The 26389-nt window shown below is 45.9% G+C and carries 20 protein-coding genes; 6 read left to right on the forward strand and 14 right to left on the reverse strand.

Features of this window, described 5'->3' with window-relative positions:
• From AC58UX_RS23430 to AC58UX_RS23460, 7 genes are all read right to left on the reverse strand, one after another.
• Positions 1-2031, reverse strand: a complete 2031-nt coding sequence (locus AC58UX_RS23430) for a beta-galactosidase (protein ID WP_497257148.1) — start codon at positions 2029-2031, stop codon at positions 1-3.
• Between the two features lie 17 nt (positions 2032-2048).
• Complete coding sequence (locus AC58UX_RS23435) at positions 2049-3626, reverse strand: response regulator (RefSeq protein ID WP_497257150.1); 1578 nt, start codon at positions 3624-3626, stop codon at positions 2049-2051.
• Positions 3619-5400, reverse strand: coding sequence for a sensor histidine kinase (locus AC58UX_RS23440; RefSeq protein ID WP_497257152.1), 1782 nt, complete (start codon positions 5398-5400; stop codon positions 3619-3621). The genes AC58UX_RS23435 and AC58UX_RS23440 overlap by 8 nt, the downstream gene beginning before the upstream one ends.
• 151 nt (positions 5401-5551) lie before the next feature.
• The gene (locus tag AC58UX_RS23445; RefSeq protein ID WP_497257154.1) at positions 5552-7231 is read right to left on the reverse strand and encodes an extracellular solute-binding protein; all 1680 of its coding nucleotides are present in this window, start codon (positions 7229-7231) and stop codon (positions 5552-5554) included.
• 134 nt (positions 7232-7365) lie between these two features.
• Positions 7366-8256 carry a carbohydrate ABC transporter permease gene (locus tag AC58UX_RS23450; RefSeq protein WP_497257156.1) on the reverse strand — a complete coding sequence of 297 codons (891 nt, stop codon included), beginning with the start codon at positions 8254-8256 and terminating at the stop codon, positions 7366-7368.
• A gap of 23 nt (positions 8257-8279) precedes the next feature.
• Positions 8280-9245 (reverse strand): ABC transporter permease, encoded by a 966-nt coding sequence (locus AC58UX_RS23455; protein ID WP_497257158.1) that lies wholly within the window; start codon positions 9243-9245, stop codon positions 8280-8282.
• Positions 9246-9392: 147 nt separating this feature from the next.
• Positions 9393-10775 (reverse strand): MFS transporter, encoded by a 1383-nt coding sequence (locus tag AC58UX_RS23460; RefSeq protein ID WP_497257284.1) that lies wholly within the window; start codon positions 10773-10775, stop codon positions 9393-9395.
• A gap of 135 nt (positions 10776-10910) precedes the next feature.
• On the opposite strand from AC58UX_RS23460, the gene AC58UX_RS23465 reads away from it, so the two are divergent.
• The 4 genes from AC58UX_RS23465 (at position 10911) to AC58UX_RS23480 (ending at position 14435) form a co-directional block, all read left to right on the forward strand.
• The gene (locus AC58UX_RS23465; RefSeq protein ID WP_497257160.1) at positions 10911-11675 is read left to right on the forward strand and encodes a sulfite exporter TauE/SafE family protein; all 765 of its coding nucleotides are present in this window, start codon (positions 10911-10913) and stop codon (positions 11673-11675) included.
• Between the two features lie 346 nt (positions 11676-12021).
• Positions 12022-12423 carry an aspartate 1-decarboxylase gene (gene panD / locus AC58UX_RS23470; RefSeq protein ID WP_497257162.1) on the forward strand — a complete coding sequence of 134 codons (402 nt, stop codon included), beginning with the start codon at positions 12022-12024 and terminating at the stop codon, positions 12421-12423.
• Entirely contained in the window at positions 12416-13162 is a 747-nt protein-coding gene (locus AC58UX_RS23475) for a YheC/YheD family protein (RefSeq protein WP_497257164.1), read from the forward strand. The genes panD and AC58UX_RS23475 overlap by 8 nt, the downstream gene beginning before the upstream one ends.
• Positions 13163-13196: 34 nt before the next feature.
• Positions 13197-14435: a threonine synthase gene (locus AC58UX_RS23480; protein WP_497257166.1), complete on the forward strand. Its 1239-nt coding sequence runs from the start codon at positions 13197-13199 to the stop codon at positions 14433-14435.
• 69 nt (positions 14436-14504) lie between these two features.
• Here the strand turns inward: AC58UX_RS23480 and AC58UX_RS23485 are convergent, their stop codons facing one another.
• The 5 genes from AC58UX_RS23485 to AC58UX_RS23505 all read right to left on the reverse strand — a co-directional run bounded on the left by AC58UX_RS23485 (position 14505) and on the right by AC58UX_RS23505 (position 22047).
• The gene (locus tag AC58UX_RS23485) at positions 14505-15134 is read right to left on the reverse strand and encodes a hypothetical protein (RefSeq protein ID WP_497257168.1); all 630 of its coding nucleotides are present in this window, start codon (positions 15132-15134) and stop codon (positions 14505-14507) included.
• Positions 15135-15242: 108 nt separating this feature from the next.
• Positions 15243-16115 (reverse strand): EamA family transporter, encoded by an 873-nt coding sequence (locus AC58UX_RS23490; protein ID WP_497257170.1) that lies wholly within the window; start codon positions 16113-16115, stop codon positions 15243-15245.
• Between the two features lie 35 nt (positions 16116-16150).
• Complete coding sequence (locus tag AC58UX_RS23495; protein WP_497257172.1) at positions 16151-18367, reverse strand: GDYXXLXY domain-containing protein; 2217 nt, start codon at positions 18365-18367, stop codon at positions 16151-16153.
• A gap of 85 nt (positions 18368-18452) precedes the next feature.
• A complete protein-coding gene (locus AC58UX_RS23500; protein WP_497257174.1) occupies positions 18453-20273 on the reverse strand; it encodes an ABC transporter ATP-binding protein in 1821 nt (606 codons plus the stop codon).
• Positions 20239-22047 (reverse strand): ABC transporter ATP-binding protein, encoded by a 1809-nt coding sequence (locus tag AC58UX_RS23505; protein WP_497257176.1) that lies wholly within the window; start codon positions 22045-22047, stop codon positions 20239-20241. Before AC58UX_RS23505 ends, AC58UX_RS23500 begins: the two co-directional genes overlap by 35 nt.
• Before the next feature lie 146 nt (positions 22048-22193).
• On the opposite strand from AC58UX_RS23505, the gene AC58UX_RS23510 reads away from it, so the two are divergent.
• Both AC58UX_RS23510 and AC58UX_RS23515 read left to right on the forward strand, forming a co-directional pair.
• Positions 22194-22400 (forward strand): YrzA family protein, encoded by a 207-nt coding sequence (locus AC58UX_RS23510; protein ID WP_497257178.1) that lies wholly within the window; start codon positions 22194-22196, stop codon positions 22398-22400.
• A 1-nt stretch (position 22401) separates the two neighbouring features.
• Positions 22402-23319, forward strand: coding sequence for a helix-turn-helix domain-containing protein (locus tag AC58UX_RS23515; RefSeq protein ID WP_497257180.1), 918 nt, complete (start codon positions 22402-22404; stop codon positions 23317-23319).
• 17 nt (positions 23320-23336) lie between these two features.
• On the opposite strand, the gene AC58UX_RS23520 is transcribed toward AC58UX_RS23515, so the two are convergent.
• Both AC58UX_RS23520 and AC58UX_RS23525 read right to left on the reverse strand, forming a co-directional pair.
• Entirely contained in the window at positions 23337-24296 is a 960-nt protein-coding gene (locus tag AC58UX_RS23520) for an acetylxylan esterase (protein WP_497257182.1), read from the reverse strand.
• Between the two features lie 24 nt (positions 24297-24320).
• Entirely contained in the window at positions 24321-25967 is a 1647-nt protein-coding gene (locus AC58UX_RS23525; protein WP_497257184.1) for a hypothetical protein, read from the reverse strand.
• Positions 25968-26389 lie beyond the last annotated feature (422 nt).

Genomic DNA, 26389 nt, shown 5'->3' on the forward strand with positions numbered 1-26389 from the left:
TTATCCCTCCAAAGTGGCACTGCCATTAGACTCAGCCCCACACAAAATCATTACACCGTTACCGTCGAGCACCATTTCCCCATGAACTTCCGACTCGGATAACAGATCATACATCAGGGTAGGAATCTGCACGTGAACTGTCTCTACCGTATGATTGATAACGAACGTATACGCCTGATCCCCTTTGAAACGTGATAGTACCTCAACACCAGGTGAATCTGCTACAACTCCATCCCCCGACTTGACCAGTTCAGCCTCCCCATATATCATGCTAAAAATCTCATCTCGAAGCTTGGCATCTAGTTCCGTACCTATGTAGTACGCCTTCCCTTTGCCATATACATTCATGGTCACCGCTGGACAACCTGAGAAATAGTCTTCACTGAAAGTAGCTATTGCCTCAGCCCCGTGGGTCTTTATGACATCGAACCACGTTCCGCCGTGATAGACTCTCTCACTTCCAAGCAGTTGAACCCGACGAACCTCATCCTTCCCCAGCACGCCATACTCCTCAACGCTAATGCCAAGCAAATCTGAAAACTTCCCCGGAAGTGTGAGCGCTTCCATGCGATTATGCCAGTCCTTGGCGCCAGCCCGATAATCCAACACAATGATGCCACCAGCATGTACATATTCATAAACTTTGGCCACGATCTCATCGGTCGTCATAATAAAGTTAGGAAGCACTACGAGGCGATACCCCGAAAAGTCGGCCTCAGGCGAAATAATATCAGTTCCAATATGGTTGTCATACCAATAGTGATAATAACTTGTAAAATGCCCCATGTATGTGTAGTCCATAATATGAGGTTGAATTTCGAACACCCACTCATTGTCATACGACCGAATCATCGCAACCTGGGCTTTGTTCTTTGAGCCTTCCAAAACAGGCCAAATTCTGGCCAGCTCGGTTCCGACCTGCTGTACCTCGCGATACTTCCTGCTTGCTTTGCCATCATGTGCCAAAATGCCATGCCAATATTGCTCAGCGCCGAATAAACAGCCTCTCCAGCGGAAATACAATATGCCATCCGCCCCATGGGCAATCGACTGGTACGTCCATCTCCGCAGCTCTTGCGGTTTCGGTGTTGGAAACATGATATTACCGCCAGGCTGGCCGCTTTGGTGCTCCATGACCCAGAAATTCATTTGCTTCAGCCCGCGCGTCATATCATGCTGCATCGCGGCAAGCGCTGGATCGACTTCTTTGGTAAACATGAGATTCGGATAATTATCCCAAGAAACAATATCCAAATCCTCGGACAAATCGAAAGCATCGATTTCATTGAAAGCACCCATCATATTGTGGGTGATTGTCGCCTGCGGCGCATGCTTTCGAATGATATCGGTTTGAACCTTCTGGAATCGGCAAACAGCGTCTGAAGCAAATCTACGATAATCCAGCACCAAGCCTGGGTTATGCAGCGGAAACACCGTATAGGCAGGGACAATGACCTGTTTCCACTCATTATAGATTTGACTCCAAAAAACAGTCCCCCAGCAAGCATTCAGCTGGTCAATTTCTTGATATTTGTCCTTCAGCCAAAGCTGAAATTTAGTTCTGCAGTTATCACAATAACAACGAGTCGTCTCATTGCAGCCAAATTCATTATCTATTTGCCAAGCAACAACACGCGGATCGTTGCCGTAACGTTCGGCCATTTTACCCACAATGGTATTGATATATGGCAAGTAAGCATCATTGTTATAACAATAATGTCGACGATTCCCATACCCTCGAACATCCCCATACATATCTCGCATATACAGATCGGGATGCTTATCCATCAACCATTTTGGCGGAGTAGCTGTAGGGGTACCCAATATGACCTGAATACCTTCCTCAGCCAGAATGCTGATAATACGATCCAACCAAGAGAAGTCGAAACTGCCCTCCCAACGCTCCATCCGTGACCAAGCGAACTCGCCAATCCTCACGATGTTAATGCCTGCTTCTCGCATCATCTTCGCATCGGTTTCCCAACGCTCCTCCGGCCAATGCTCCGGATAATAACAAACACCGAAATACATCCTGCTCCTCCTATCTGCTAAACTGAAGCTCTGAATTCCCCAGCGCTGACGCCTGTATAGTTTTTAAACCGTTTATAGAACCAATCCAACTCACCGAAGCCAACCTCTTGGGCGACTTCATACACTTTTTTATCCGTAAAAAGTAACAATTCTTTGGCTTTCTCCATCCGCAGCTGCAAGATATATTCATTAAAAGATACATTTGCATTCGCCTTAAACAGTTTCCCTAAGTAATGTGGATTCATATAGACTTGCTGTGCGACGCTCCGCAAACTAATCTGGGTATGAAACTGCTCCTGAACCAACCTCTTCACGGTATCAAACACTTTGTTCGGCTGCTGATCTTTCATGCGATGTAACAGTTCAAGCACAGCCATACATTTATCTGCGATGAACTGGTAGAGATCATCACTCGTTTTACTTCGCATGACAAGCTCATAATCGCCTAGCTTATCATCGAACAAAAGCATGTGGCTTGCTCCCGCATCTTTCACGACATGAGAGAGTTGAAGAAGGATTTCTAAGACATTAACTTTAATCGCATTTGCTGGAAATAGGCCTGATTTAAACCCTTCCTTCAATTGCATAAGCGCTTGACGCACTTGATCCGCTTGTAAGGTTTTGATGGCCTCAATCACATTCACTTCCAATGAATGACGCAGGTGAGCTTGAGCCGTATCTTCCGTGCTTTTGTCAGGACTCGTTAAGATGGTATTGCGTCCGCGCAGAAACTTCCCATCTAGGGCCACTTCGGCGGCTGCAAAGGACTGCTCGACAGCTTCCCAAGTCGTTACGGTATGACCGACACCAATACTGACTGTTTCTTTGGCAAATTGCTGAATGGACGCGCATAGTTTCTCTGCCAACGAAGTGAGCTCAGCCTCACTTAGAAAGCTATTCTCCGGTTCGAGGATCATTAGCGTGTACCGTTCCTCTGACTCTTCAAAAACAAAACCAGTTTCTCCGCAGATTTCCTCCATAATGTTGCGAATGGCGAAACGTTTCAGTTCCATTTCGTAATCGGTCCAGTGGGTATGCAGCGAATGGATAAAGTCCATCTCTACCAACAAACAGCAGCTTGAATGCCATTGTTCCCGGATGCCGAGCAGCTTTGTCTGCTCTTCGAATTCTTGTTTTTTTACTTGGCCATGAACCCAACGTTTGAAAAACTGATCCCGCAAGGCAGAGACACCTAAACTCAGTTGTTTGTTCGTCATATATTGGAGATCAAGGTTTTCTCTTGCCTTCGTCAAAACAGCAATTAAATCATCCTCGTCCACGGGCTTAAGCAAGTAATCCTGAACGCCAAGCTTCAGGCCTTGTCTGGCATACTCGAAGTCATCATAGCCTGTCAAAATGACCACGGCAGCGTCCGAGAACTTCCGTAATTCTTGAATAAACGTCAAACCGCCCATAACCGGCATGCGAATATCCGTAATCACGAGCGAGTAGTAGTGGGCTTTCATCATGTCCAGCGCCTGCCTGCCATCTTCGGCTTCTCCTCTGATTTCAAACCCGTAGCGGCGCCAATCGAGTAAATAGGTTAAAGATGCGCGAGCGATCGGCTCATCTTCCACAATTAATACGTCATACATCTTGATCACCTCTTTGGAATGGCTGCTCTGGTATCATCATGGTAACCTTCGTTCCTTGCCCCTCTACGCTTTCAACGGTAAGCCCGTATGCTTCGCCGTATAAATCCCTTAATCGACGATGGACGTTCTGTAAGCCGATATGTGCATCACGCGACAGAGCGCTGTCTTCTTGAAGCCAACCTTGGATTTCACTTAACCGATCTGCTGACATGCCTAGCCCATCATCTTTAACCGTTAGATGAATATTGCCAGCTATGGCTTCGCCTGTAATCCATATCCGGGAGCTTGTTTTTTTGAGTTCGATCCCGTGTGTGATCGCGTTCTCCACAAGCGGCTGCAAGCACAGTTTCGGAATCATCTTCCCTTTCAACTCATCGGGAATTTGAATATCAAACTCGAATTTATCGACATAACGGTACATTTGCAGCTGTAAATAAATTTCAATGAACTCAATTTCTTCGGTTAATTGGATCGATTGCCCGCCACTCTTCAACATCATCCGAAACGACTTCGCCAGTAGTCCCACAACTTGAGCATTCTCCCGATCACCAGCAATTAATAATTTCCCACGAATCGTATTCAAAATATTAAATAAAAAATGCGGCTTAATTTGAGCCTGCAGCGCGTAAAGTTCAACCTCTTTTGTTCGAAACGCTTGTTCTTGACGAGCAATTTCGGATTGATAGCGCTCATTAACCAGCTGTCCTAAACGTTTAACCATGACATTAAAGATCTGACCTAGCTGGGCAACCTCATCCTTCCCTTTCACTTCAATAAAGCTTTGGAAATTATCCTTATGAACCCGTCTCATTTTAATCGATAGCTCCGTGAATCTGCGCGTAAGTCCCATAGAAAAAGCAAAAATCAGCGCAGCTGAGATCGCACACGCAATAAGAAGCAGTAAGAAGGATAAAGACTTCAGTTGGTTGATTTTCGGCATGAGTTCTGTGACAGGAATGAGTGTGATTACTTTCATCCCTTTAACCACATTCCGGGAATTGAGTGTTTGGTACAGAACCTCATAGGTCTCTTTACCATCTTTATACTGAAGCTTGCCTTCGGCAGACGCTTGAATTTGCTTCGAGAAAGAAAGCTCATCCAGATGCTTGATGGAGTTCGATTCGGAGCTATCAATCAATACAACGCCATCTGGCATGGTGAAAATAAAGCGCTTTCCTTTACTCTCTTCGTGAATGAGCTCATTTAATACACTCACATTTACTTCAATTGATACGACGATTGGCGAATTCGGATCCTGTTTATTCAGTCTTTTGCGTAAGCTGAAGACGCGTTCCTTAGGAAATTCGTTCATATAAGAAGCCGTCCAATAGGCACCGAATGGACTTTGGATGACGGCCTGATACCAATCGCTCACCTTTACCTCATTGTCGATCAAATGAAAGTTGGCAAATACAAAGGAGGGATTATCTGTGTAGATGATGAGATGTGACACATTTTGTGTAATCTTAACAGCAGAATCCAAAGGCTCATAGTTTGCAAAATATTCATCATACGCATCCCGCAGATCTGGAAAATGCTTCATTAGCATGGCTTGCAAGGAGGTATTTAAATACAGCGTATTCGCAATATCCTCGTAAGAGCCTAGTTTATGATCCAGATTAACACGAACTTGTGAGAGCGACAGATTAGCATTTTCGATAATGTTATCAAATACGAGATCGCTGCTGCGTTTGACAAGCACATACGTAAGGGAACCCAGAAGAACCAACATGATAAGTAAATGCGTAATGATAAGCTTTGTGCGGATTTTCATGTCACTGATCCCCTTGACGTATCTCGATTAGGTCAGCACTTGCCACCTTCTATCATAATTCGATATGTTACCGTCTTCCCCTTTTTCCCACAGGAAACTCCCTATCTTAGAGCAAGATAAGGAGTGTTCCATCGTCTGTCACAACACTTATTTATTTCCCTAATTTCTTCTGATAGCCGGCATTAAAATCAGCCCATAATTTCGTGAAATCAGCCTCATATGCGGCTAATCCATCTTTGGCAATTGTATCTTTCATTAGCTGCCAATTACTTTCAAACTCTGCAGTATCCTTGGACATCACAACTTTAGGAACCAGCTTACGCCAATCTCCGCTAATTTTTTGTTGTGGAACTTTCGTGCTATCCGGTGGTGTTAGCTGCCATAAATATCCAGGCACTTTCTCAACAGGAGGCAAGAAATCCGCCCAAACCTTCTTGCCGTATTTTGCTAATACCTCTTTCGTCATGGCATCATAATTCGCTACAACAGATTCTTTGGTCACTGGTGTCGCATAGTCGCCATCACCGAGTTTCGTGCCATTACCAAGCGAGAACCAATCGCCTGCTGTTCCACTGCTGACACTCTTAAGTCCCGATTTGTAGGCATAGTCAGGATCAGCTGCCACTTTTGCGAGTTTGTCCTTCGTTTCTTGACGTTTGCCATTTACAACTTCATAATCTGTTCCTTCGATACCCCAATGTGTCAAAATTTGCCCTTCATCCGAGAACAGATAATCGATGAATTGAATGATGCGCTCTGGATTTTTTGCATTTTTCGTAATGACCCACTGACCCGTACCCCCACCAGTTGGTGTTATGGTATTATTGTGATCCACGGTTCCTTCTTTGAAATAAACTGGAATATGTGCGTAAGCGCGTTCAGGTTTGCCTGCAGCACGCAAGGATTTCTCCGTATCACCTACGATCCATGCTGGTGCAAATGCAGCGAGAACACGGCCTTGCGCCATTTTAGCTCTCATCCCATCCATGTTCAGTGAGAACGTTTCTTTATCCAAAAGGTTATTCGTATAGAGCTTATTTAGGAATTGATCATACGTTTTGGCGTCATCTGTCAGCGGATTATACGTGACCTTGCCATCCGCACCAATGCGGAAGTTTCCGTGGTCTGGTAAACCGGCAGCGAACGTAATCGGGTTATTAAACTGAGCATCCATGATCCAGTCAGCCATAGCCGCTGAGTACCCAATCGTTTCTTTCCCATCGATTTTCGGATATTTTTTTACATAATTGCTAATGATGTCGTACAGTTGATCCAACGTTTTAATTTGCGGATAACCCGCATCCTTCAATACGTCATATTGAATAATAAAGTTCGGTGAGGCATCTGGTGATGCTTCTTTGTTCAAAAGCACGCTGGAAATGGAATCGATCTTCCCATCCTCGGATTTCAAAAGATTGAAATACTCGCCGTATTTCGCTTTAATGTTCGGGCCATACTTATCGATCAAATCATTTAATGGTATGATCGCGCCAGCATCCTTGTATTTTTTGATATGCAAAGGATCTAAAGGAATGATATCCGGATAATCCCCACCGGCCAACCAAATATCCCATTTCTGCTTCTCATCGCCTACAATTAGATCATACTTTAGAGAAACGCCTGTTTTCTCCGTAAGCTTCTTAGAAACCGAATTATCCCACGTCAGCTTGTTGTCAGCTGTACTCATGGAGAAAGTAACCGGGGTAACCGTTGGCTTCTGTGAAGCGGCAGCTGTTGCTGCTGCAGTACTTTCTGCTGTTGTTGCTTTCGGTGTTGCTGTTTCCGTTTCCGTATTGGAAGACGTACAGCCTGAGAATGTAATGGCAGCCATGCAGCTCACAGTAAGCAGTATGAAATGACGGGCCCTTTTCTTTTGTATCATATGACACCCTCTCACTTTAAAATTAGTTATATATCTGCGGAATGTGACTTCCGTCTGATATTGCGGTTGTTGATACCCATGTCTTACTCTTTCATCGCAGCGATAGTTATTCCTTTAACGAAATACTTTTGCAGGAAAGGATATACGAATAAGATCGGTAAAGTGACAACAATGGTTAATGCTGCACGAATGGATTGCGGGCTCAGTTTGGCTACGTTATTAGCCCCGATCTGTGCGGTAGTTGTCGCTGATTGTGAAACCGATTGCAATAACACCTTCATAAGCTCATACTGCAATAAACTTAATCCCTGATTGCGGCTCGTGTATAAGTAATTATCAAACCATGCGTTCCAATGCTGCACCCCAATAAACAAAGTAATCGTCGCGATGACAGGTAAACTGATCGGAATAATGACGAGGAATAGCGTTTGAAATTCATTTGCCCCATCAATTCGCGTTGATTCCACGACTCCCTCGGGCAGCTGCTCGAAATAGCTTCGCATAATGATGACATTATAAACACTAACGAGCACAGGTAAAATGTACACCCAGAAGTGATTCATTAAGCCTAAATTTTTAATAAGCAGATAAGTAGGGATCAGTCCACCATTCACGTACAAGGTGATGACGAAGAAAACGTTAAAGGATTTGCGGAAGATGAATTCCCTCCGACTAAGTGCGAAAGCGATCATTGCGGTGCAAACCACACCCAATACGGTGCCAACCACCGTTCTCGTTATTGAGATAACGACAGCCATGTATAAATTTTTATTACTGAAGACGTATTCGTAATTAAATGTAGAGAATTTGCGCGGAAACCAAGTGACGCCACCTTTTATTAAATCCAGTGGTTCATTGAAAGAGATCGCCAGCAGATGAATAAAGGGGAATAGCGTACAAAAGCCGAGAACCGCCAGAAAGAGATAATTGAATATCGAGAACACATAATCACTGAAAGCACGGTGCCGAAGCATGAGCAACCTCCTACTGACATTTTCTAGAACAATCGGCTACCTTCACTTTTTCTGGCTAAAAAGTTCACCGATACGACCAGAATAATGGCGACGACCGATTTGAACATACTAATGGCAACACCATATGAGAAATCGCCAATTTCGGTTGAGTAGCGCAACGCATATAAATCAAGAACCTCTGAACGGCCGATGACCACCGGATTGCCCAACAAATACTGGGACTCAAACCCGCCTTGAATCGTCCAACCAAGCGAAATAATAAGTAGCAGGAAAGCAGTAGGCATAATGCCTGGAAGCGAGACATATCTCATTTTCTGAAAACGGGTTGCTCCATCGACATCTGCGGCTTCATAATGCTCCGGGTTTAAACTGGCGAGCACAGCTAAGTAGATAATCGTGCTCCAGCCCAGCTCCTTCCATAGGTTGGCAGCGGTTTGAATGTACCAGAACAGCCCCTCGTTCGCCATAAAATAAATCGGTGAATCGATGATACTAAGTTTCATTAGAAACGTATTTACCATCCCGCTATCCGGCGATAAAAACGTAATTAAGATATTGGCGATAACGACCCATGAAACAAAGTGTGGAATGTACGTAATGGTTTGAATCGTGCGTTTGAAGGCGGTTACACGAACTTCATTTAATAACAAGGCAAGCGCGATTGCCCCTACAAAGCCCGTTAGCAGATTCATGATGGCCATAACCATTGTGTTTCTAAGGACATAATAGAAATCCTTGTCCTCAAAGAGTTGCTTGAAGTTGTCCAATCCTACAAACGGACTGTGCCAAACCCCAAGCCCCAGCTTATACTTCTGAAACGCCATAATCCAACCCCAGAGCGGTCCATAAGCAAAGATCAATGCCCAGATAATAAAGGGCACCGTCATTATTAATAAATATCGTTGCAAATACAGTGTGCGCCCTAACGATCTCCGGCGACCCTGATTGACTCCCACGGATGACAACGGCTTAGTCATGATTTTTCCCATTGCGACCTCCTTTCTTACTTCTTTATTATGCGCCCAGACGGTAACGCCAACAACCTTACAAACCTCAGATGAAGACCTTAGAAATGAGAGTTTATACGAAAAAGGGACTCTCCCCAAAGCTCGAGGACAGTCCCTATCTTTACATTTTTACACAGTCAAACGTTCTTTTCTTCCCTCGCGAATCGCCAATGGTACTGCGAAGGCCACGATGCAGGCAATTAACCCATATACGAACATCCCATGGATCCCCGTATAAAAGTCGTTAGATTTTGTAACAATCGAACCCATCACGGTCACACTGACGGCTGTACCGATATTCCGTGCGAATAGCTGCAGCGAGGTCGAAATCCCTTTTTGATGAGCTTCGACTAACTGTTGCGCGCCAATTGTGGATACCGTAAACAGCAGTCCAAACGAAAGACCTAACATGAATAGCGAACTGAATATGTACCAAAATGAGGTGCCTTCACGAATGAAGAAAAGCAATACCGCGGTTACGAGCAGCAATGCGTTCCCCGTCAGCAGCAGCGGCTTGTAGCCGAAGCGAATCACCCATTTTCCGCTTGGGACGGCAACCCCCATCCAACCGATGGATGTAGCTAACAGCGCAATGCCACTGACGAATAGCGAGTGCCCTTGATTTTGCAAGAATAAAGGGATATAGCTTGACGTTCCAAAAAGTGCGGCACAGCTGAGAAATGAACCAGCTATCATGAGGGCGACCGGCCGATTCCGCATTAAGTTCAAGGGAACGATCGGGGCTGCATGCCCTTTTTCATAGAGGAAGAACGCAATCAGAAGTAGAACACCAACGGCACCATATAGGAAGGTGTAGGAATGGACCACAGTGACTAGAAGCAAGGATGAAATTCCCGCGGCAAACAATAGTGCGCCCCAGTAATCGATCACGGCTTTCTTCGGTTGGTATACCTCTTTGTAAGGAAGCAGCGCTAGCAAAGCAATGATACAGATCGGAATATTCACGAAAAATATCCAGCGCCAGCTCATGTAGGTGACGAAAAAAGTCCCTAACGTAGGAGCCAAGATTGCTGATAATCCCCACATCCCTGTGAAAAAGGCTTGCACCTTCCCCCGCTGTTCCACTGGATAGATATCCCCAGCAATAATGGATGGAAACGGCATCATCACACCTGCACCGATTCCTTGAATCGCTCTGAAAATGATGAGCTGCACCATGCTGTCCGCTAAACCGCACAGCACAGAGCCCCCAAGAAATAAAAGAATACCCGCGGCATAAATGCGCTTACGCCCAAATAAATCCGATAATCGTCCTGCGAGCGGAGCTAGAACGGTTGAAAGTACCATATAAGAGGTAAACGCCCAGGCGTACAGGCTGTTCCCACCAATGTCATTCACAATGATCGGCATGGTTGTATTGGCAATCGTCGTATCCATAGACGCCACTAACATGGCCAGGACGATACTGACCATCACGGTAGTACGATTTCGCATAGTTGATCCTCCTTCAGCTAACTTTGACACATCTATCCATTGTACCTGATTCCGTATTCGATGGATAGCTCAGAATTAAGTCCTTAATTCGGATACGTACAGGACTGGAAAATTTCTCTTTACAAAAAACTTATACGGGAATAAAATTAATCCAATGTGTTTAGTTGGGAATTGAAAAGAGGACATGACAACATGACTTTGAGTATTATTCTAATGGGCTTAATTGTTGGGTTTCTGGTCGGAATGACAGGTGTAGGCGGCGCTTCCTTGCTGACTCCGATCCTTATCTTAATTGGTATTCATCCTTCTATCGCGGTAGGCACGGACCTTTTGTACAATTCAATAACGAAGCTTTTTGGTACGATTCAGCATTGGCGGCAGAAAACGATCGACTTTAAGTTAGTCAAAATGCTAGCCTGCGGCAGTATTCCAGGGGTTATCGTCGCGATCATATTTTTGAAGTTTTTTGACTCCTTCTATGACAACCAAGAAGGACTTATCAAGCACGCGCTCGGCTATGTGCTTATCCTAGTGGCCTGTGCCACGATGTTCAAGGTGTTCTTCGGACACCGGCTCAAAGAAAATCGCTGGCAGCTGAAATCCTTGGAAGAGAAGCGCTGGCTGACAATCTCGATTGGAGCCGTGTTAGGCTTCATCGTCGGACTTACCTCCATCGGCTCCGGCTCCTTGTATGCTATTGCTATGCTTTATTTTTTCCGCATGATTCCTGCCCAACTCGTTGGTACGGATATCGCACACGCCTTCCTTCTTGCCTCGACAGCAGGCATCCTGCATGCCAGCATGGGGAATGTGAATTTTACACTTGTTTTTAATTTACTTATCGGCTCGATTCCTGGCGTACTCATCGGAAGCATGCTAGCTACGAAAGCACCGACAACGGTACTTCGTACGATTATTGCTACTTTAGTTTTAATTAGCGGGATTAAATTAATATGAAGTTGAAAACAGAGCCGCATGGCTCTGTTTTTTTTGCTGCTGGGGGGGCATTGGGCGGCATTTTGTTAAGTCGCTGCGCGTAACTCGATTTTTTCGAGTTACGCTGCTCTTTTTGCCTTGGCCGCTGCGCGTAACTCGATTTTTTCGAGTTACGCTGCTCATTAATCCCTCCCGCGAGACACCTCCCCGTGTCGAACCCTGCGTTTTCCCGGGAAATAACGTACCGTTATTTCCTATTTGCGCTGCCCATTTTTCATGAGAAATAGGCGGATGCCTACACCCTGATTCTTGTCCCTCTCATACGCTGTGAAGAACAACATGTGATCATAAAGGAGCGCTACTGCACATGCAGCGACTAATGTGTAAAGGGAAGATACATCGTGCGACCGTAACGGAAGCCGATTTGGATTATGTAGGCAGCATTACCATAGATGGATTACTGATGCGCAAAGCGAATATTTATCCCTATGAAATGGTTCAAGTCACCAGTCTGCGCAATGCTACACGTTGGAAAACGTACGCCATTCCCGCTCCCGAAGGCTGCGGCAAAATCGGCTTAAACGGTCCGCCTGCCCATCTCTTTTCCCCTGGCGACCTTGTCATTATTCTTAGCATGGGGCTTATGAGCGAAGAAGAAATTCGTACACTCAAGCCACAAGTTGTCTTCGTTGATGAACGCAACCAGCTCCTTCAAGTGGAGGAACATGATTTGGTCATTCAAAGGCAAGAAGAGAAAGCGTATGAGTAGTCTATCGACGAGTAAATGGACGAAATATAAACTGCTGCGCAAGTCAAAAAGGCTTCAGGCTTATTTGCCTGAAACCGACTGGTTGAGCGTGAACAGCTTCTGGCGCATGCTGAACAAGTATGGGCAAATCATCCTGAAACCCACAGGCAGTTACGGCGGAAAAGGCGTTATCCGTGTCAAAACCATCAATAGCTCAACCTATGAATTTCAAGATGGCGACAAAAAGAAAACGCATACCAGCCAAGCGGATATCAATGCTTTTATCAAGAAAAAGGCCAACAAAAATTACATCGTCCAACAACGTATCAGCCTTGCGGCCAAGAATGGACGTCCCTTCGATATGCGCGTGATGGTGCAGCGCCACCCGAAATCAGATTGGCAAGTGACGGGTATGCTGGCGAAGGTAGCCGGCAAAGGTTTTATCGTCACCAATATTCGCAGGAGCGGGGGCAAGGTTGTCACCGTAGAGAACGCAATTCAGCACTCGGAGCTTCAGCATATGCACTCTTCTGCGCTTCTTGCCGACCTGCACGCGGTCACCCTGCGATCAGCCGCTCAACTAGCCCCCTCCTACCGTTGGGTCAAAACGATGGGCATTGACATGGCTTTTGATAAGCAGGGACATGTTTGGATTATTGAAGTGAATTTCGCCCCCATGCTCGAGCTCTTCTTAAAACTTCCGAACAAAGCTGCCTTCCACAAAATTAAATCATTTCATGCGAGCAGGAAAAAACAATGACCGCTCCTGCCCAAGACGCTGAGGAGGCCAAAACATGATACAAAGGGAGCTGATCTGCTCACGATGTGCTGCAAGGCTGCCCTTCCGCTATCAAGACATGAAATGCAAGTGCGGGGGCACATTATTGGTTGATTATGATCTCGAGCACGTTGCGAAATCCTTCACAAAACAATCCCTACTACTGCGATACCCCTCGATGTGGAAATATCACGAGCTGCTTCCTATCCGCGATCAAGCCAATATCGTTACCTTAGGAGAAGGCTGGACGCCTCTGCTTCGGATGCCGAACTGGGAGACCAAGCTGTCGCTGAAACGTCTGTGGATTAAAAGAGAAGAACAAAACCCGACCGGCAGCTTTAAATCACGAGGATTTTCGGTTGCGGTCTCCTTACTAAAGGAAGCCGGAGCGACAAAAGCCGCTGTACCTTCCAATGGGAATGCAGCAGGCGCTTTAGCCGCTTATGCAGGAAGAGCTGGAATTCAAGCGTATGTGTTTATCCCCATGGACTGCCCTTCTCTCATCGTCGATGAGTGCCCTCTGTACGGGGCTGCGACTGTGCTAGTCGATGGCTTTATTCATGATGCCGCCGCGATCATCGAGACTGGCCGAGCGGAGCAAGGCTGGATTAATGTCGGCACCTTAAAGGAGCCTGGGCGGGTAGAAGGTAAAAAGACGATGGGTCTTGAGCTCGCCGAGCAGCTGGGATGGACATTCCCTGACGTCATCATCTACCCCACAGGCGGCGGGTCCGGTATTATCGGCATGTGGAAGGCATTCCTGGAGCTGAAAGAATTAGGCTTCATCCAAGGGGAAATGCCTCGCTTCGTTTGTGTCCAAGAGGAAGGCTGCCAGCCCATTGTCGATGGAGTACACCAGCGGCAAGCGCCAAGCGCAGGCAGCGATGCTACTCAACCATCAGCAGTGGGCAGAATCATCCCGAACCCGACAGGGATGCGCGTCCCCAATCCACCGGATTTGGGACTGCTTCTGTCGATTGTGAAGCAAAGCGGCGGAACTGCCATCGCCGTTTCCAAAACGCAAATAGCGGAAGCCACGCAGTGCTTAGGCTCGGAAGGTATTTCCTCTTCCCCTGAAGGCGCGGCGACGTGGGCAGCGATGCTTGCTCTTTGTGACCAAGGCTGGCTTCGTCCGACCGATACGGTTGTGCTGTTCAACACCTCGCACGCGATGAAATACGCGAAGCTCGGAACGAGTGCGGCCATACCCGTCATTCGGACGTACGATGATTTTATGATGTATGAGAATTTATAACGCAGATTCCAGCGAAATGAAAAACAGCCAAAAGGGAATCCCCTTCTGGCTGTCTCTCATTTTTGATACTTATTGACCTAAATTGTTTTCCTCATACAAACGGTACATCGCTTGGATAATTGGTTCTGCTGGGTCGCGATTCAATAAGTATAACGTCATTAAATATTGCAAAGGTAATGCACAAGTATTATTGCCATCTTCAACCGCTACAAAGCCAGCCTCGAGAACCGGGCCATGCTCCTCATGAAGCTCAAGATCCACATAGATCTTTTGCTCAGGGAATTCTTCACGAACTGCAGCCGCGCAATATGGAACAATATGCTTGTCCAACAATTCTTTGGCTTCGTCTTCGGTTTGAGGCGGGTTCGGAAGCAAGTGGCTTTCGTCACTTCTCAGCAAATCAACGAAGAACGAGGACATCCAAAGTCCTGCGTTTGGATTCGTTTGGAAATTTCTCATAATTTCATTCAAGAAAAATCCGCATGCCGTGGACTTCTCATCTTTTTTAAGTGTAAAAGCAAACATCGGACCGTAGGTCGGGTTATTTCCAATTTGACCATCTACTTCATACTCAGGGAATTGTTCTTTGACGATTTCTTGAATGTGCTGGAACCATGTAATAATGATTTGGGCCTGTTCACGTTCTGGATCGTTTTCGATCTCTTCGGTTGCTTGTGTTTCGATATCTTTGTCTGTCATTGTCGTTATAGCCTCCTGAATCATTCTTAATGGCACGAATATTCTTATTGTAACGCATTTACGCCAGTTCAGAAAGTATATGTTGTAATTTACATGCCGAATGCCTTTTTAGGAGCCAACTAGCTTCATCATTAGGATGCCTATCATTGCTATGGCTAATCCAGATTGTTCCAACTTCGAGAACCTATCTTTCAAAATAAAACGCGTATAAAGCAGGACAATCAATACATTGAGCGCAACTACGGCCGAGACTAGCCCCGTAATCCCATGTGCAAATCCATGAATAATAAGAATCATGCCCATTACATTCGTTATACCAACAATCATACCGAAAAGAAACGTCTTACGCTCTGTCCAGGAACTTGTAGTTCCTGCTGCTTGCTTCGTTGAATTCTGTTTCTTATCTCTCCACCACCAAATCGCAAAGCAAATTGTGCCTGTTGCAAACATAAAGAACAGCGTCGGAAATAGAGAAGCATGGACGATTGTTGTCCATTTGCTGGACAAGTCATTAAAAGCAAATAAGAAGAGTGCGACGACTCCCCATCCTGCACCTTGTAAGTTAGACAACGTAATGTCGTTGGAGTACCTGACAAATAAAATACCGATAACGATGACAACAAACGCAAACAGTTGAAGCAAGTTCAGCCGTTCACCCCATAGGAAATAGGCAAATAAGACGACCACAACGGAAGGTAAGCCAGTCAAAATAGCCACTAACGAGGCTTTGCCCACGGCAAACCCTTTGAACATACTGGCGTTTGCTCCGAAGGAGAACAACCCCATTTGAATCCCGATAAGCGCAGATACTTCCCACGCTGATTGCCAAATGAGGGCACTCGCGAGACTTACGACTGCTCCCATAGCAAATGTGCCGCAAAGCAGTACATTTCGATTCAGTGATTGCTGACTAGTCCAATGATAAAGAATGCCTCGCAGGCCAAAGCATAGCGCTGCGAGGACAGAAAATAGGAGCCACATGGTGTTAATTACCTCATTCTTTCTATAAAGCTAAGTTATTTCTCGGTTAATCGAACTAAGATCGCATCGCCGCCGGCAGATACTTTGACTTCGGCAAATTTTGAATTCAGTTCATAGGTTCTTCCTGTACCTTCTGGGATAAAGAAATTTTCAATGCCATACTCAATTTCTTCATAGCCAGCTCTTTCCCCATTCAAGCGGACTTCATCCGAAGCAAGCTGTTCTCCCGCCTCATATTCCCGACGGAACTCGTATACGTTCGAGGTAGAGCTAGGTCCAAGTACCACGGCAATTTTTCCTTTAAATTTCCGTTCGTCCAAATTATTTTGGTAGATCGGCGGCTGAGAAATGTCGTAACGCAGTCGTACATAGTCCCCTTGAATTAAGGAACGCGGATCCAGCGGCTGCAGCTGCAGCTTAATCAGCTTGCCATGGCTAAGGAGATACTCACTCTTGCCGATTTGCAACGACATGGCTGCGATTTGCAAGAGAACGACTAGTGCGATAATCCAACGGTTAGCTCCGTAAACAGGACGCGTAACCGAAGTCTCATCAGGTTCGAGTCCCTGCCTTTTTTCAATCCACACCGTAAACCCTAGAATCAGAATGCCGATAATCGCCAAGCTAATGGATTTATGCAGGAGCTTCCAAGCCAAATCGTAATATTTGTACACAAGGAAGGCAATCCAGAAGCCCATTGACCAGTTGAATACCCATCGAACCTGAAGCTGTCTGCTCACGATGATCGCGGCTAGAACTAGCAAGAAGAACAAGACATTCGTTGCATAGTACCAACCAGACTCTGCCATAAAGGTTAAGGCGAATAACGATAACAAGAAGGCTGGAAAGCTGCTATACAAGACCGGCTCACGGAATGCTGCCGAACGGATGAGCTGACCACCTGCGAACAAGAGGAACAGCAGGCCCGTAAGAATACTAAGTACCTCGACACCATCATTCAGCCAATCGAATAAGACAAAAGCCACAATGATCATCGATGCTACTAAGAAGAGAATTCTCTTCACTAAGCCTTGTAGATAAGCAAAAGCGACTACGGTCAGTGCAAGAAAAATCAGCAGCATTGAAGAACGTTCCGTGCCAACTGCTGCACCAACACCTAGCATAAGCCCACTGATTAAAATCGTGAAACGGGCTAAAACATTGAATTTTTTCGCCGCTAACATCCCAATGACGGATACAAAGCCATAGCCAATCAAAATATTAGCTGGATCATCAAAACCTAGCACGACTGTCACTAAGCCAATCAGCGTAAAACTACCTAGCAATGAACCGATGATGATCACAGAAATCGTGAGCACACGAACGATCCATTTGGTGAAGTCGCCATCGCCTTTGGCAGCCTTTTCAGTTTCCACTTCTGTTCCTTCTTCCAATTTCTCAGAAGCAGGCTTCCAAGCACGAACGTAGTTCATAAACATCACATTAGCGCCGATAAACACAATGATGAACAGCAAGCTTACGATGAAAAACCATTCATTATGATACTCGATGATCAGCTCGACGTACTTGACGGTGATCGCGGCGGAAACCCAAAGCCCTGCGAACAACAGATACACTTTATTCTGTGTGCGATGCGCATACATCACCGCTAACGCAAGCACCGCAAGGAGTGGGACATTCATCCATATCCCATAATTCTCAAAGGTATGGGAAAAGGAAACGATAATAAATATACAGATTGTCGCTTGAAAAGTCACCCATTTTAGAAATGGAGAAACGATACGCCCCTTTTCAAACAAAATGAACAAGGCGCCATTCACAACCGCTAGCCCTAACCAAATCGCAAGGGTTGTTCCTTCCGCTTCGGAATAGCTCCCCCACTTGGGGAAAAAGAACAACCCGTAGGCGAGATGGCCCAAAATATAGCTTAATACATAGTAGGGCTGCCACCTGGTTAGTATCGCGTATAACAAAGCCGGCACGAACCATACGAGGAATAGGCTGTAACTGTCTGCGTGGGAGTTGTAGGTTTGACCAATCAGTCCGACCCCGACACCAAAGGAAATACAACTGGCAAACAGGCTTAATTTACTTAAAAATTGTCTTCCCACTTGGCGAGAAAGCCAAACGGATAGACCATAAAACCCCAATATGAGCACGAATACAGGCAAAAATTTCTCTAATCGGTTTAACTTCTCCCAGTTCGAAGCGAAGAAGTAACCAATAGCAGTTAAAAGAGCACTAGCCCCCAAGACATACCCTAGTTGGATCATGATTTTGTTGGATTTCATGCTGTTTTCCCTCCTCTCGACTTACTTCTAATTGTACTGGAGTTCACCGATTTGAGAAGTACTATCTATTCCTAGTACCTGATCATTAGCCTATCGATGACATGCGACCTCCCGCTTCCTTCTCATGTGCATGACTTCCTTGGGAATGGTGAACCAATTGCTCATAGAAGCCCTGAAACGCAAGAAGCTCAGCGTGTGTTCCTTCTTCTACAATTTCCCCATGACTCATCACGATAATACGGTCAGCATGCATAATCGTTGAAATGCGATGCGCAATGACAATCGTCGTTCTTCCTTCGGCAACGATGTTCAATGCATTTTGAATCAGCTGCTCTGTTTGTGAATCCAAATTAGCCGTAGCTTCATCTAGAATCAGGACCTTGGGTTGGAATACGATGATACGGGCAAAAGAAATCAATTGTCGCTCGCCTGCCGACAGCCCGCTCCCTCTCTCCGAAATGCGCGTGTCATACCCATCCTTCATGCGTGAGATCAGTGTATCGGCACCGACCAATTTGCAGGCCTCGATAACGGTCTCTCGAGAAATCTCCGTGTCGAACATTCGTACATTTTCAACAATGCTTCCTGCATATAAGTAAGGCTCTTGCTGCACCAAACCAATCGTCCGATGAAGATCAGCCTGCGAAATATCCCGAATATCGATACCATCGATCCGAATGCTGCCCTCTTGCACATCATAGAAGCGACACAATAAGCTGATCAGGGAGCTTTTGCCTGCACCTGTCGTACCTACAATACCGATCATGTCCCCAGGCGCGATATGTAGATCTAGATTTTCAATGACGGCTGTGTCCTTCTGATAGCCAAAATGAACATGATCAAAGCGAATGTCCCCTTTGACATCTTTTAACTTAATAAGCTCAGAAGCCTCTTTATCCTTCACTTCAGGCTGCGCCGAGAAAATGTTCCAAATCCGACTCATCGAAACTTGGGTTGACTGCAACGTATTCCATTGCTGCGTAATATTGTTGATCGGCTGAAAAAATTGCCTAATATAGGTGATGAAAGCATAGAGCACACCGAATTCAATCGCTTTATCGAAGACGGCAATACCGCCAATCCAAGTAATAAACGCGACGGATAAATTGCCCAAAATGTCAAAGGACCGATTGAATAAAACATTCGTGCGAACCTCTCTCAGGTTTGCCCGGAAATACCCCGAATTCTTCTCCGTAAAGCGGCTCATCTGCTCTTTCTCTTGATGAAACGCTTGGATCAGATGCATCCCTGACAAATTCTCAGCCGTGAAAGCGACCATCTGGGATAGCTTCGAACGTGAAAGCTGATACGTTTTACGCATGTAGGAGCGAAAGCCCATCGCGATGAGGAGAATGATCGGTATAACGATCATACTGTACAACGTCAGCATCGGATCCAAATGGTACATAAGCACGATGATGAAAACCAACGTCATGCTGTCTCGCACCAAGCTTAAGAGTACCTGTGTGAAAAACTGGTTCAAGGTTTCCGTATCGCTAGACACGTGTGTGATCAGGCTTCCGCTTGGCGTTTTATCATAATAGGACATCGATTGCTTGAAAATATGCTTAAACAAATCCTTGCGGATTTTGGCAACGATGCTCTGACCTGCGTATTGCAGCAAATTATTTTGTACGTAGCTAAAAATTAAGCTCGAAACGGAAAGTACACCGTACAGCAGACAAATCATAATCAGCGAGGTGAAATCATTTTTGCCGATCATCAAATTATCATCAATCGCAATCTTGACGAGGTAAGGCTGGAATAAATCTGCCGCGATCCCTAGCAGCGCACAAACGACAACAGCAAAAAATGTAAGCTTGTGCGGTTTGGCATACACGGCTAAAGCTCGAAAGGACGCTTGTGCTTGTTTAGGCTCTACTGGAGGTTTCTTCTGCTTGAACATCGTCGCTGCCTCCTTCCTGTATCGCATATAGCTCTGCATACAAGCCTTCTTGCGCTAGCAGTTGATCATGCGTGCCGCGTTGCACGATTCTTCCTTCATGCAGCACGATGATTTCATCGGTGTGCTTCAGTGCCGAGATGCGATGGGCAATCCAAATTGTGGTCTTATTCGAACGCTCTTCCCTAATCGCGTCGATGATGTGCTTCTCCGTTACGGAATCAACCGCACTCACGCTATCATCTAAAATCATCAACGGGGAATCCTTGATGATTCCTCTCGCTAAGCTCGTTCGTTGACGCTGCCCTCCTGACAGAGTGACCCCGCGTTCACCGAGCTTCGTCTCAAATTTCTCTGGAAATGAAATGATACTGGACAAAATTTGCGCCTTATTGGCAGCATGCTCCACTTTGTCCATCGATGATTCCCGCTTGAAGAACGCAATATTATCCCGGATGGATGTGCTGAACAGAAAGCCTTCCTGCGGCACGTATGCGATTTGATTCCGCAAGCTTTCTATCGTTACATCACGGATATCGCTATCTCCGATCCAAACCGTCCCTTCCGGCGGATCATAGATCCGGAGCATGATTTTCATCAAGGTAGACTTCCCGCTGCCGGTTTTGCCAATAATGCCGATTGATTTCCCAGGTTCAATGGTCAATGAAATATCATGAAGCACTTCATCCTCATCATCCGGATAGGAGAACGACAAATGCTCAATCCGTATTTCCTCTTGATCGAGATGCGTAGGCTGTGCAAGCTCGTTCTGCTTGATTTCTGACTCCAAGGAGAGCAGTTCATTCACGCGTTCCAAGGACGCACGTGAGCGCTGCAACGCATTAATCACACGTCCAATTTGCTGCAAGGGATTGACCATCATTCGAATATACAGGGTCAATTCAACGAAATGACCGATTGTAATCCGTCCATGAATTGTCAAATAGCCCCCGAAGGCAATCGCAATAATGAGCGATACGGCACCCAGAAACGGAATTAGCGCTTCAAATAAAGAGGATAGGCGTACTAATCTAAGCTGATTGTCGCGAATCCGATCGACCGTCTCACTAAATCGACTCATCATAATCGATTCTACTGCGAATTTTTTTGCCACACGAATGCCCCCGAATTGCTCTTCGGCTGACTCGGTCATCGTGCCTAATGCTTCTTGGACCTGTAACGATCGTTCTTTAATCACAGGTTGGAACTTCACCGATAACACAGGAATAAGGACTAAGGGCACGATACAGATCAGAATAACGTACAACGGAATCGAGCTGAACAACATCGAAACGATAGCGGCTGCTATTAAAATAAGCGAGTTCGAAAGTTGATTGATACCTAACGAAATGGATTCGCGGATCACCGTGACATCGTTCATCACGTAGCTCAACAGCTTCCCTACCCCATTTTTCGAGTAAAATGTAGCCCCTAAATGGGTGAAATGATCAAATAGCCGATTTCGCGTTTCAAATTCAAAGCGTCGTCCGTTTCGCATAATCATGTACTGACCAATTGCGCAAAGTACACCAAAGGTAACACCAATAAAGAGCAGCTGCACGCTATACGTCACAATTAGGCTTTTACTGAGACCACCCTTCTGGAGCTGGTCCGTAAACATCCCTAGCAGTTTGGGATAGTACGAGTGAACAATATTCCCTACCGAAATAGCGAGTGCGGCGATGACATACAACGGCCATTTCTTCTTTAAGAAATCAACCAATAACCGTGTAGAGTTCAAAACAACATCACTTCCCATTACAATTTTGACTGGCATGTAAGACATTGCATTGTATTAAAAACGTCCGATCCGTGGCATTTCCAAGTATACGCCTATTCAGATATACTTCCTATATCAGATATTGACGTTATAATAAGAGAAACCGTCATACATTTACATTTATCTGAAGGAGGCGCAGGATCATGGACTTTATTTTAGATCGTATTGAAAATAAAATTGAGTTTTTTCAGGCCTATGATTTAAAAACGCTTGAAAAGAAAATCAATGAACAAATCGACAACAACAAGGCGCTTTTGCTTGATGTGTATGCTATTCAACATCACACTGTATTCGACCCGAATGCTGGTAAAATGCTGTATAGCGCAGTTGTTCATTTCAAAGTGAAATAAGATGACGATCAAGCGCAGTATTACGGAAACGGCTGGCCGTTTATTTTTCGTGCCTGAACTGCCCCTCTATGTGAATCGTGTTCACGAATCCTTCGACATGCAGCAGCACACCCATGATTTCATCGAAATCAGCTATGTCGCTGAAGGAAGCGGCTCCCATTATATTGACAATGTCAGTATGAAGGTGACCAAAGGAGATCTGTTCTTCCTGCCGGTTGGCATCTCCCACGTGTTCCGACCTTCCTCGACGAATCAGAAGAAGCCGCTCATCGTGTATAACTGCATCTTTACGCAGGCATGGATGAACCAATTGCTTCAGCATGCAGCGGCAATGGGCGAGCAGGAATTTCCACATTTTTTTCAAAAAGCGGCAGAGCCGCATGGCGAAGTAGAATTTCTTTCTTTTCAAGAACAGAACGGTGAATTCCAACCGCTGTTCGAACGATTACTTTTTGAGTATAATGCTCGTCGCGCTGGCTTTATTACGATTATGCAAGCTTGTGTAGAGCAACTGCTCGTGTATATGCACCGTGCGAAACAGGAACATTTGCCTCAGGTTACGCAAGCCAGTATGTCAAATATAGAAAGTCTGCTGGTCTATATTCGAATGAATTGCAGCAGCCCCATCACGCTTGTTGAAGCTGCGAACCGACTATCGATGAGTGAACGCCAACTCCAACGACAGTTGAAAAAGCTTACAGGCATGAGCTTCACAACGTATGTGCAGCATGCCCGCTTAGAAGCTTGTTGTCAGTATTTACGTGAATCCTCTGATAAAATCAATGATATCGCTGCCCGTGTTGGGTATCAGGATATGAAATTCTTCAATCAGCTTTTCAAAAAAATGATCGGTGTCACACCGAGCCAATACCGCAAGCAGCAGACGGAGCGCAAAAAACCACTCGCATCTTTAGAATGAGAGTGGTTTTGTTTTTGTTAAAGATCTTTAAAGAATTGAAGCGTCAAATCACCGAAGCCTGGCAATCCCTCGTGTCCGAAATCCGGGAAGATTTCAAGCTTTTTGTTCGATTTGATTTTATTATAAGCTGCAAATTGGGTAGACGGAGGGCATACCGTATCGATGAGACCAACAGCCATCATCACGTCACCTTGAATGCGATTAGCTAAATTTTGAATATCGATGTAACCTAATTTGGTAAAATATTCTTCTTCACGCTTGTGCTGTGGGTCATGACGGCGGAAAAAGTCCTTCAATTCTTGGTAGGCATCCTTCGCCAAATCCATCTCCCATACGCGCTTATAGTCACTGAGGAATGGGTAGACGGGTGCCAGTTTCTTAATGCGTGGCTCAAGCGCCGCACAGGCAATCGTTAAAGCCCCGCCTTGCGAACCACCCATCGCACCTACACGTGCAGGGTCAACCTCAGGCATACTCATCGCAATACCCGCAAGCTGTGCAGTATCCAAGAAAATATCTCGGTACAACAGCTGATCCGGATGATCGTCCAAACCACGAACGATGTGCCCTCTTAATGTTGTCCCTTTTACTCCGCCAACATCCTCGGAGAACCCACCTTGACCACGGCAATCCATAGAGAAGAAAGAATAGCCTAGCGCTGCGTAGGAAAGCTTATCATGCCATTCGCCTGAGTTACCTGAATACCCATGAAACTGAACAATCGCTGGATGCGGCTCTGTCACATTTTTCGGGCGAACGTATTTCGCGTAGATACGCGCTCCCTTTACACCTGTGAAATACAGATCAAAGCAGTCTGCATACGGAACTTGAAATTCACTTGGGATCAGTTCAATTTGGGGATCTACCGCCTTCATTTCAGCGATCGCACGCTCCCAGTAAGCATCGAAATCATCAGGTCGCGGGTTACGTCCTTCGTACGTGAGAAGCTTTTCTAATGGATAATCAATTGCTGGCATGTGTCCATCCTCATTTCTATGAATTTAAGCGATTGTGTAGGAAGAAAAATCTATGGATTCACCATTGATGAGTCTGCTGATTTCCTTCGCCCAATCGCCGCTTAACAACAACGTTTGATTCGTAATAGATATGTACGTGATTGTGTTATTTTCACTGTAATTCGGTTGTTTGCCCTTCATTAATTCTGCAAAATGGTGAACATCGCGAATGCCTAACGTCTCCGCGGTTACCAGATCGATGCATTCGACGACGACTGCATGTGTGCGGCCACGGCTAGTTACAAAGATCCGATCCTCAAGCACTTCATGATTGAACTCGTGCTGGATGAACACAGCCATGAGGACGTTACCTGCGCGGCCAAAAAGTCCGCCCGACTCCACGACCCATTCCCCTAAGGGTAAGCACCCTTTGATATAGGAAGGCTTATCTTCTGGGATGTCATAGGTGGCCATTATCACATTCCGATGAAAAAGTACCTCTGTGTATTCGCTCTCATGCCGTAGATCTCCTTCTGGCTTTTCTAAATCCGGATGGAAAAAATAAGCATGATTCACACCTTGCGTGTGATCAAGCGGAAGTGCAACGTCCCAGCGGTGCTGCTCGTTATCAAACTCACGGACTCGCTCCCAGATCCCGCCCATGGCAACGTTTTCTGTGATATATACATAACTGTGGAGAACGTCATTCTCATGTTGAGCTTGACTAATTTGCTTTGGAATTTGGCGTTTGATTTCGACGGGTACTGATGACCGATGCAGGGCAGTTTGGATGCTTGTTGCAGGTGCCTCATACGCAAGGAAACCGGCATATTCCGTTCTCGGCATATGTGCTGGCAGCTTGAAATCGCCGAATTGCACATAATCGTGCAGCACATTCGTATCTTTCGGCATATCATGCGGCCAAATCCGTGAATGCGGGCCGACCCATGCCCCTCCGAGGTAGTACGTTGCGCGTACATTCCATAGATAATCCAACATCCGAGCTAGCTCGGTTCGGATTTCATTGTCATTGGTTAGCTTCCACGCACATGTAAACGCTTGGACCCAGTGCCAAAACCATGGGAGTGCGCTGTACTCCGACATGCCATTGGTTGTAACCCGTGTTAGTGTCTTTCTCAGGCTGTCTAAGCCATCTTGGATAAGATCAGCGTCTTCGTAGCGCTGTCCGAAGATCAGCTTTGCAGCGGTATATTTCGCTTCGTGATGCCCGTAATCCGATACGGGTTTCCGATAGAAGTTGCTGTCATATATATGACGAAGTGTTTTCTCGAAACCTGCGTGAAGGTCTTCACTCAACTGTTCCCCGTATCGCTGCACAAAATAAACCATTAAGCTCCCCATCAGCTCAACAGGTAACGTATTTTTCGACGCTTCTTGTGGCGTCGGTCTTAGATTGAGCGGCCAATGACCGTAGGTATTGCTTGAAGGATCCTGATCTTGGATCTGTAGTAAGTGCAGGAGAATGCGTTCTGCCTTATCCTTCGCCTCCTTGCGATCCCCTTCGAAAGCGATTGCAGGATCCACCGAAGCAGCGAACAGATAGGATGCGTAGTAGAAATTATCCCGAACGTCCCCTTCGAAAAGAAACCCATTGCTTAAGACAGGCTGTTGATACGCAGCTGCCGCAACGCTGGCAATAATTTCGTCTTGTCTTTGCTGTAACGTCGTCACATTGTCATCTCCTATTGAGTAGCTTGTTAGGCTTTTATGTATGAAAGAACATGGAATTGAAACGTTTCACCTGTTCAATTCTATATGCTAATAAATGTAGCGTCAATGCGAAGTTGGTGATTGGTGGGATGGTGGGGGTGCTAATGGGAGCCGAGTTGCTGGAGGTGCGGAAGGTGTGGAGGTGTGGAGGTCTGGAGAGGCTAGGAGCGCCGGGAGTGAGTGATGAGATGCTGGGAGGCTGGGGCAGTTGAGATGTGGAGATGCTGGAATTGCTGGGCGTGATAGGAGCTGGGGGTGCTTGACGTGTTGAGATGTGGGGGATGGCAGGTAGCTAATCATTTTTTTATGGAACGTGGTTCCGCTATTTCCACAAAAACGCCAATAACCGGTGGGAAACGGAACGTGGTTCCGCTATTTCGTCA

The organism is Paenibacillus sp. J22P90 (assembly GCF_059692195.1).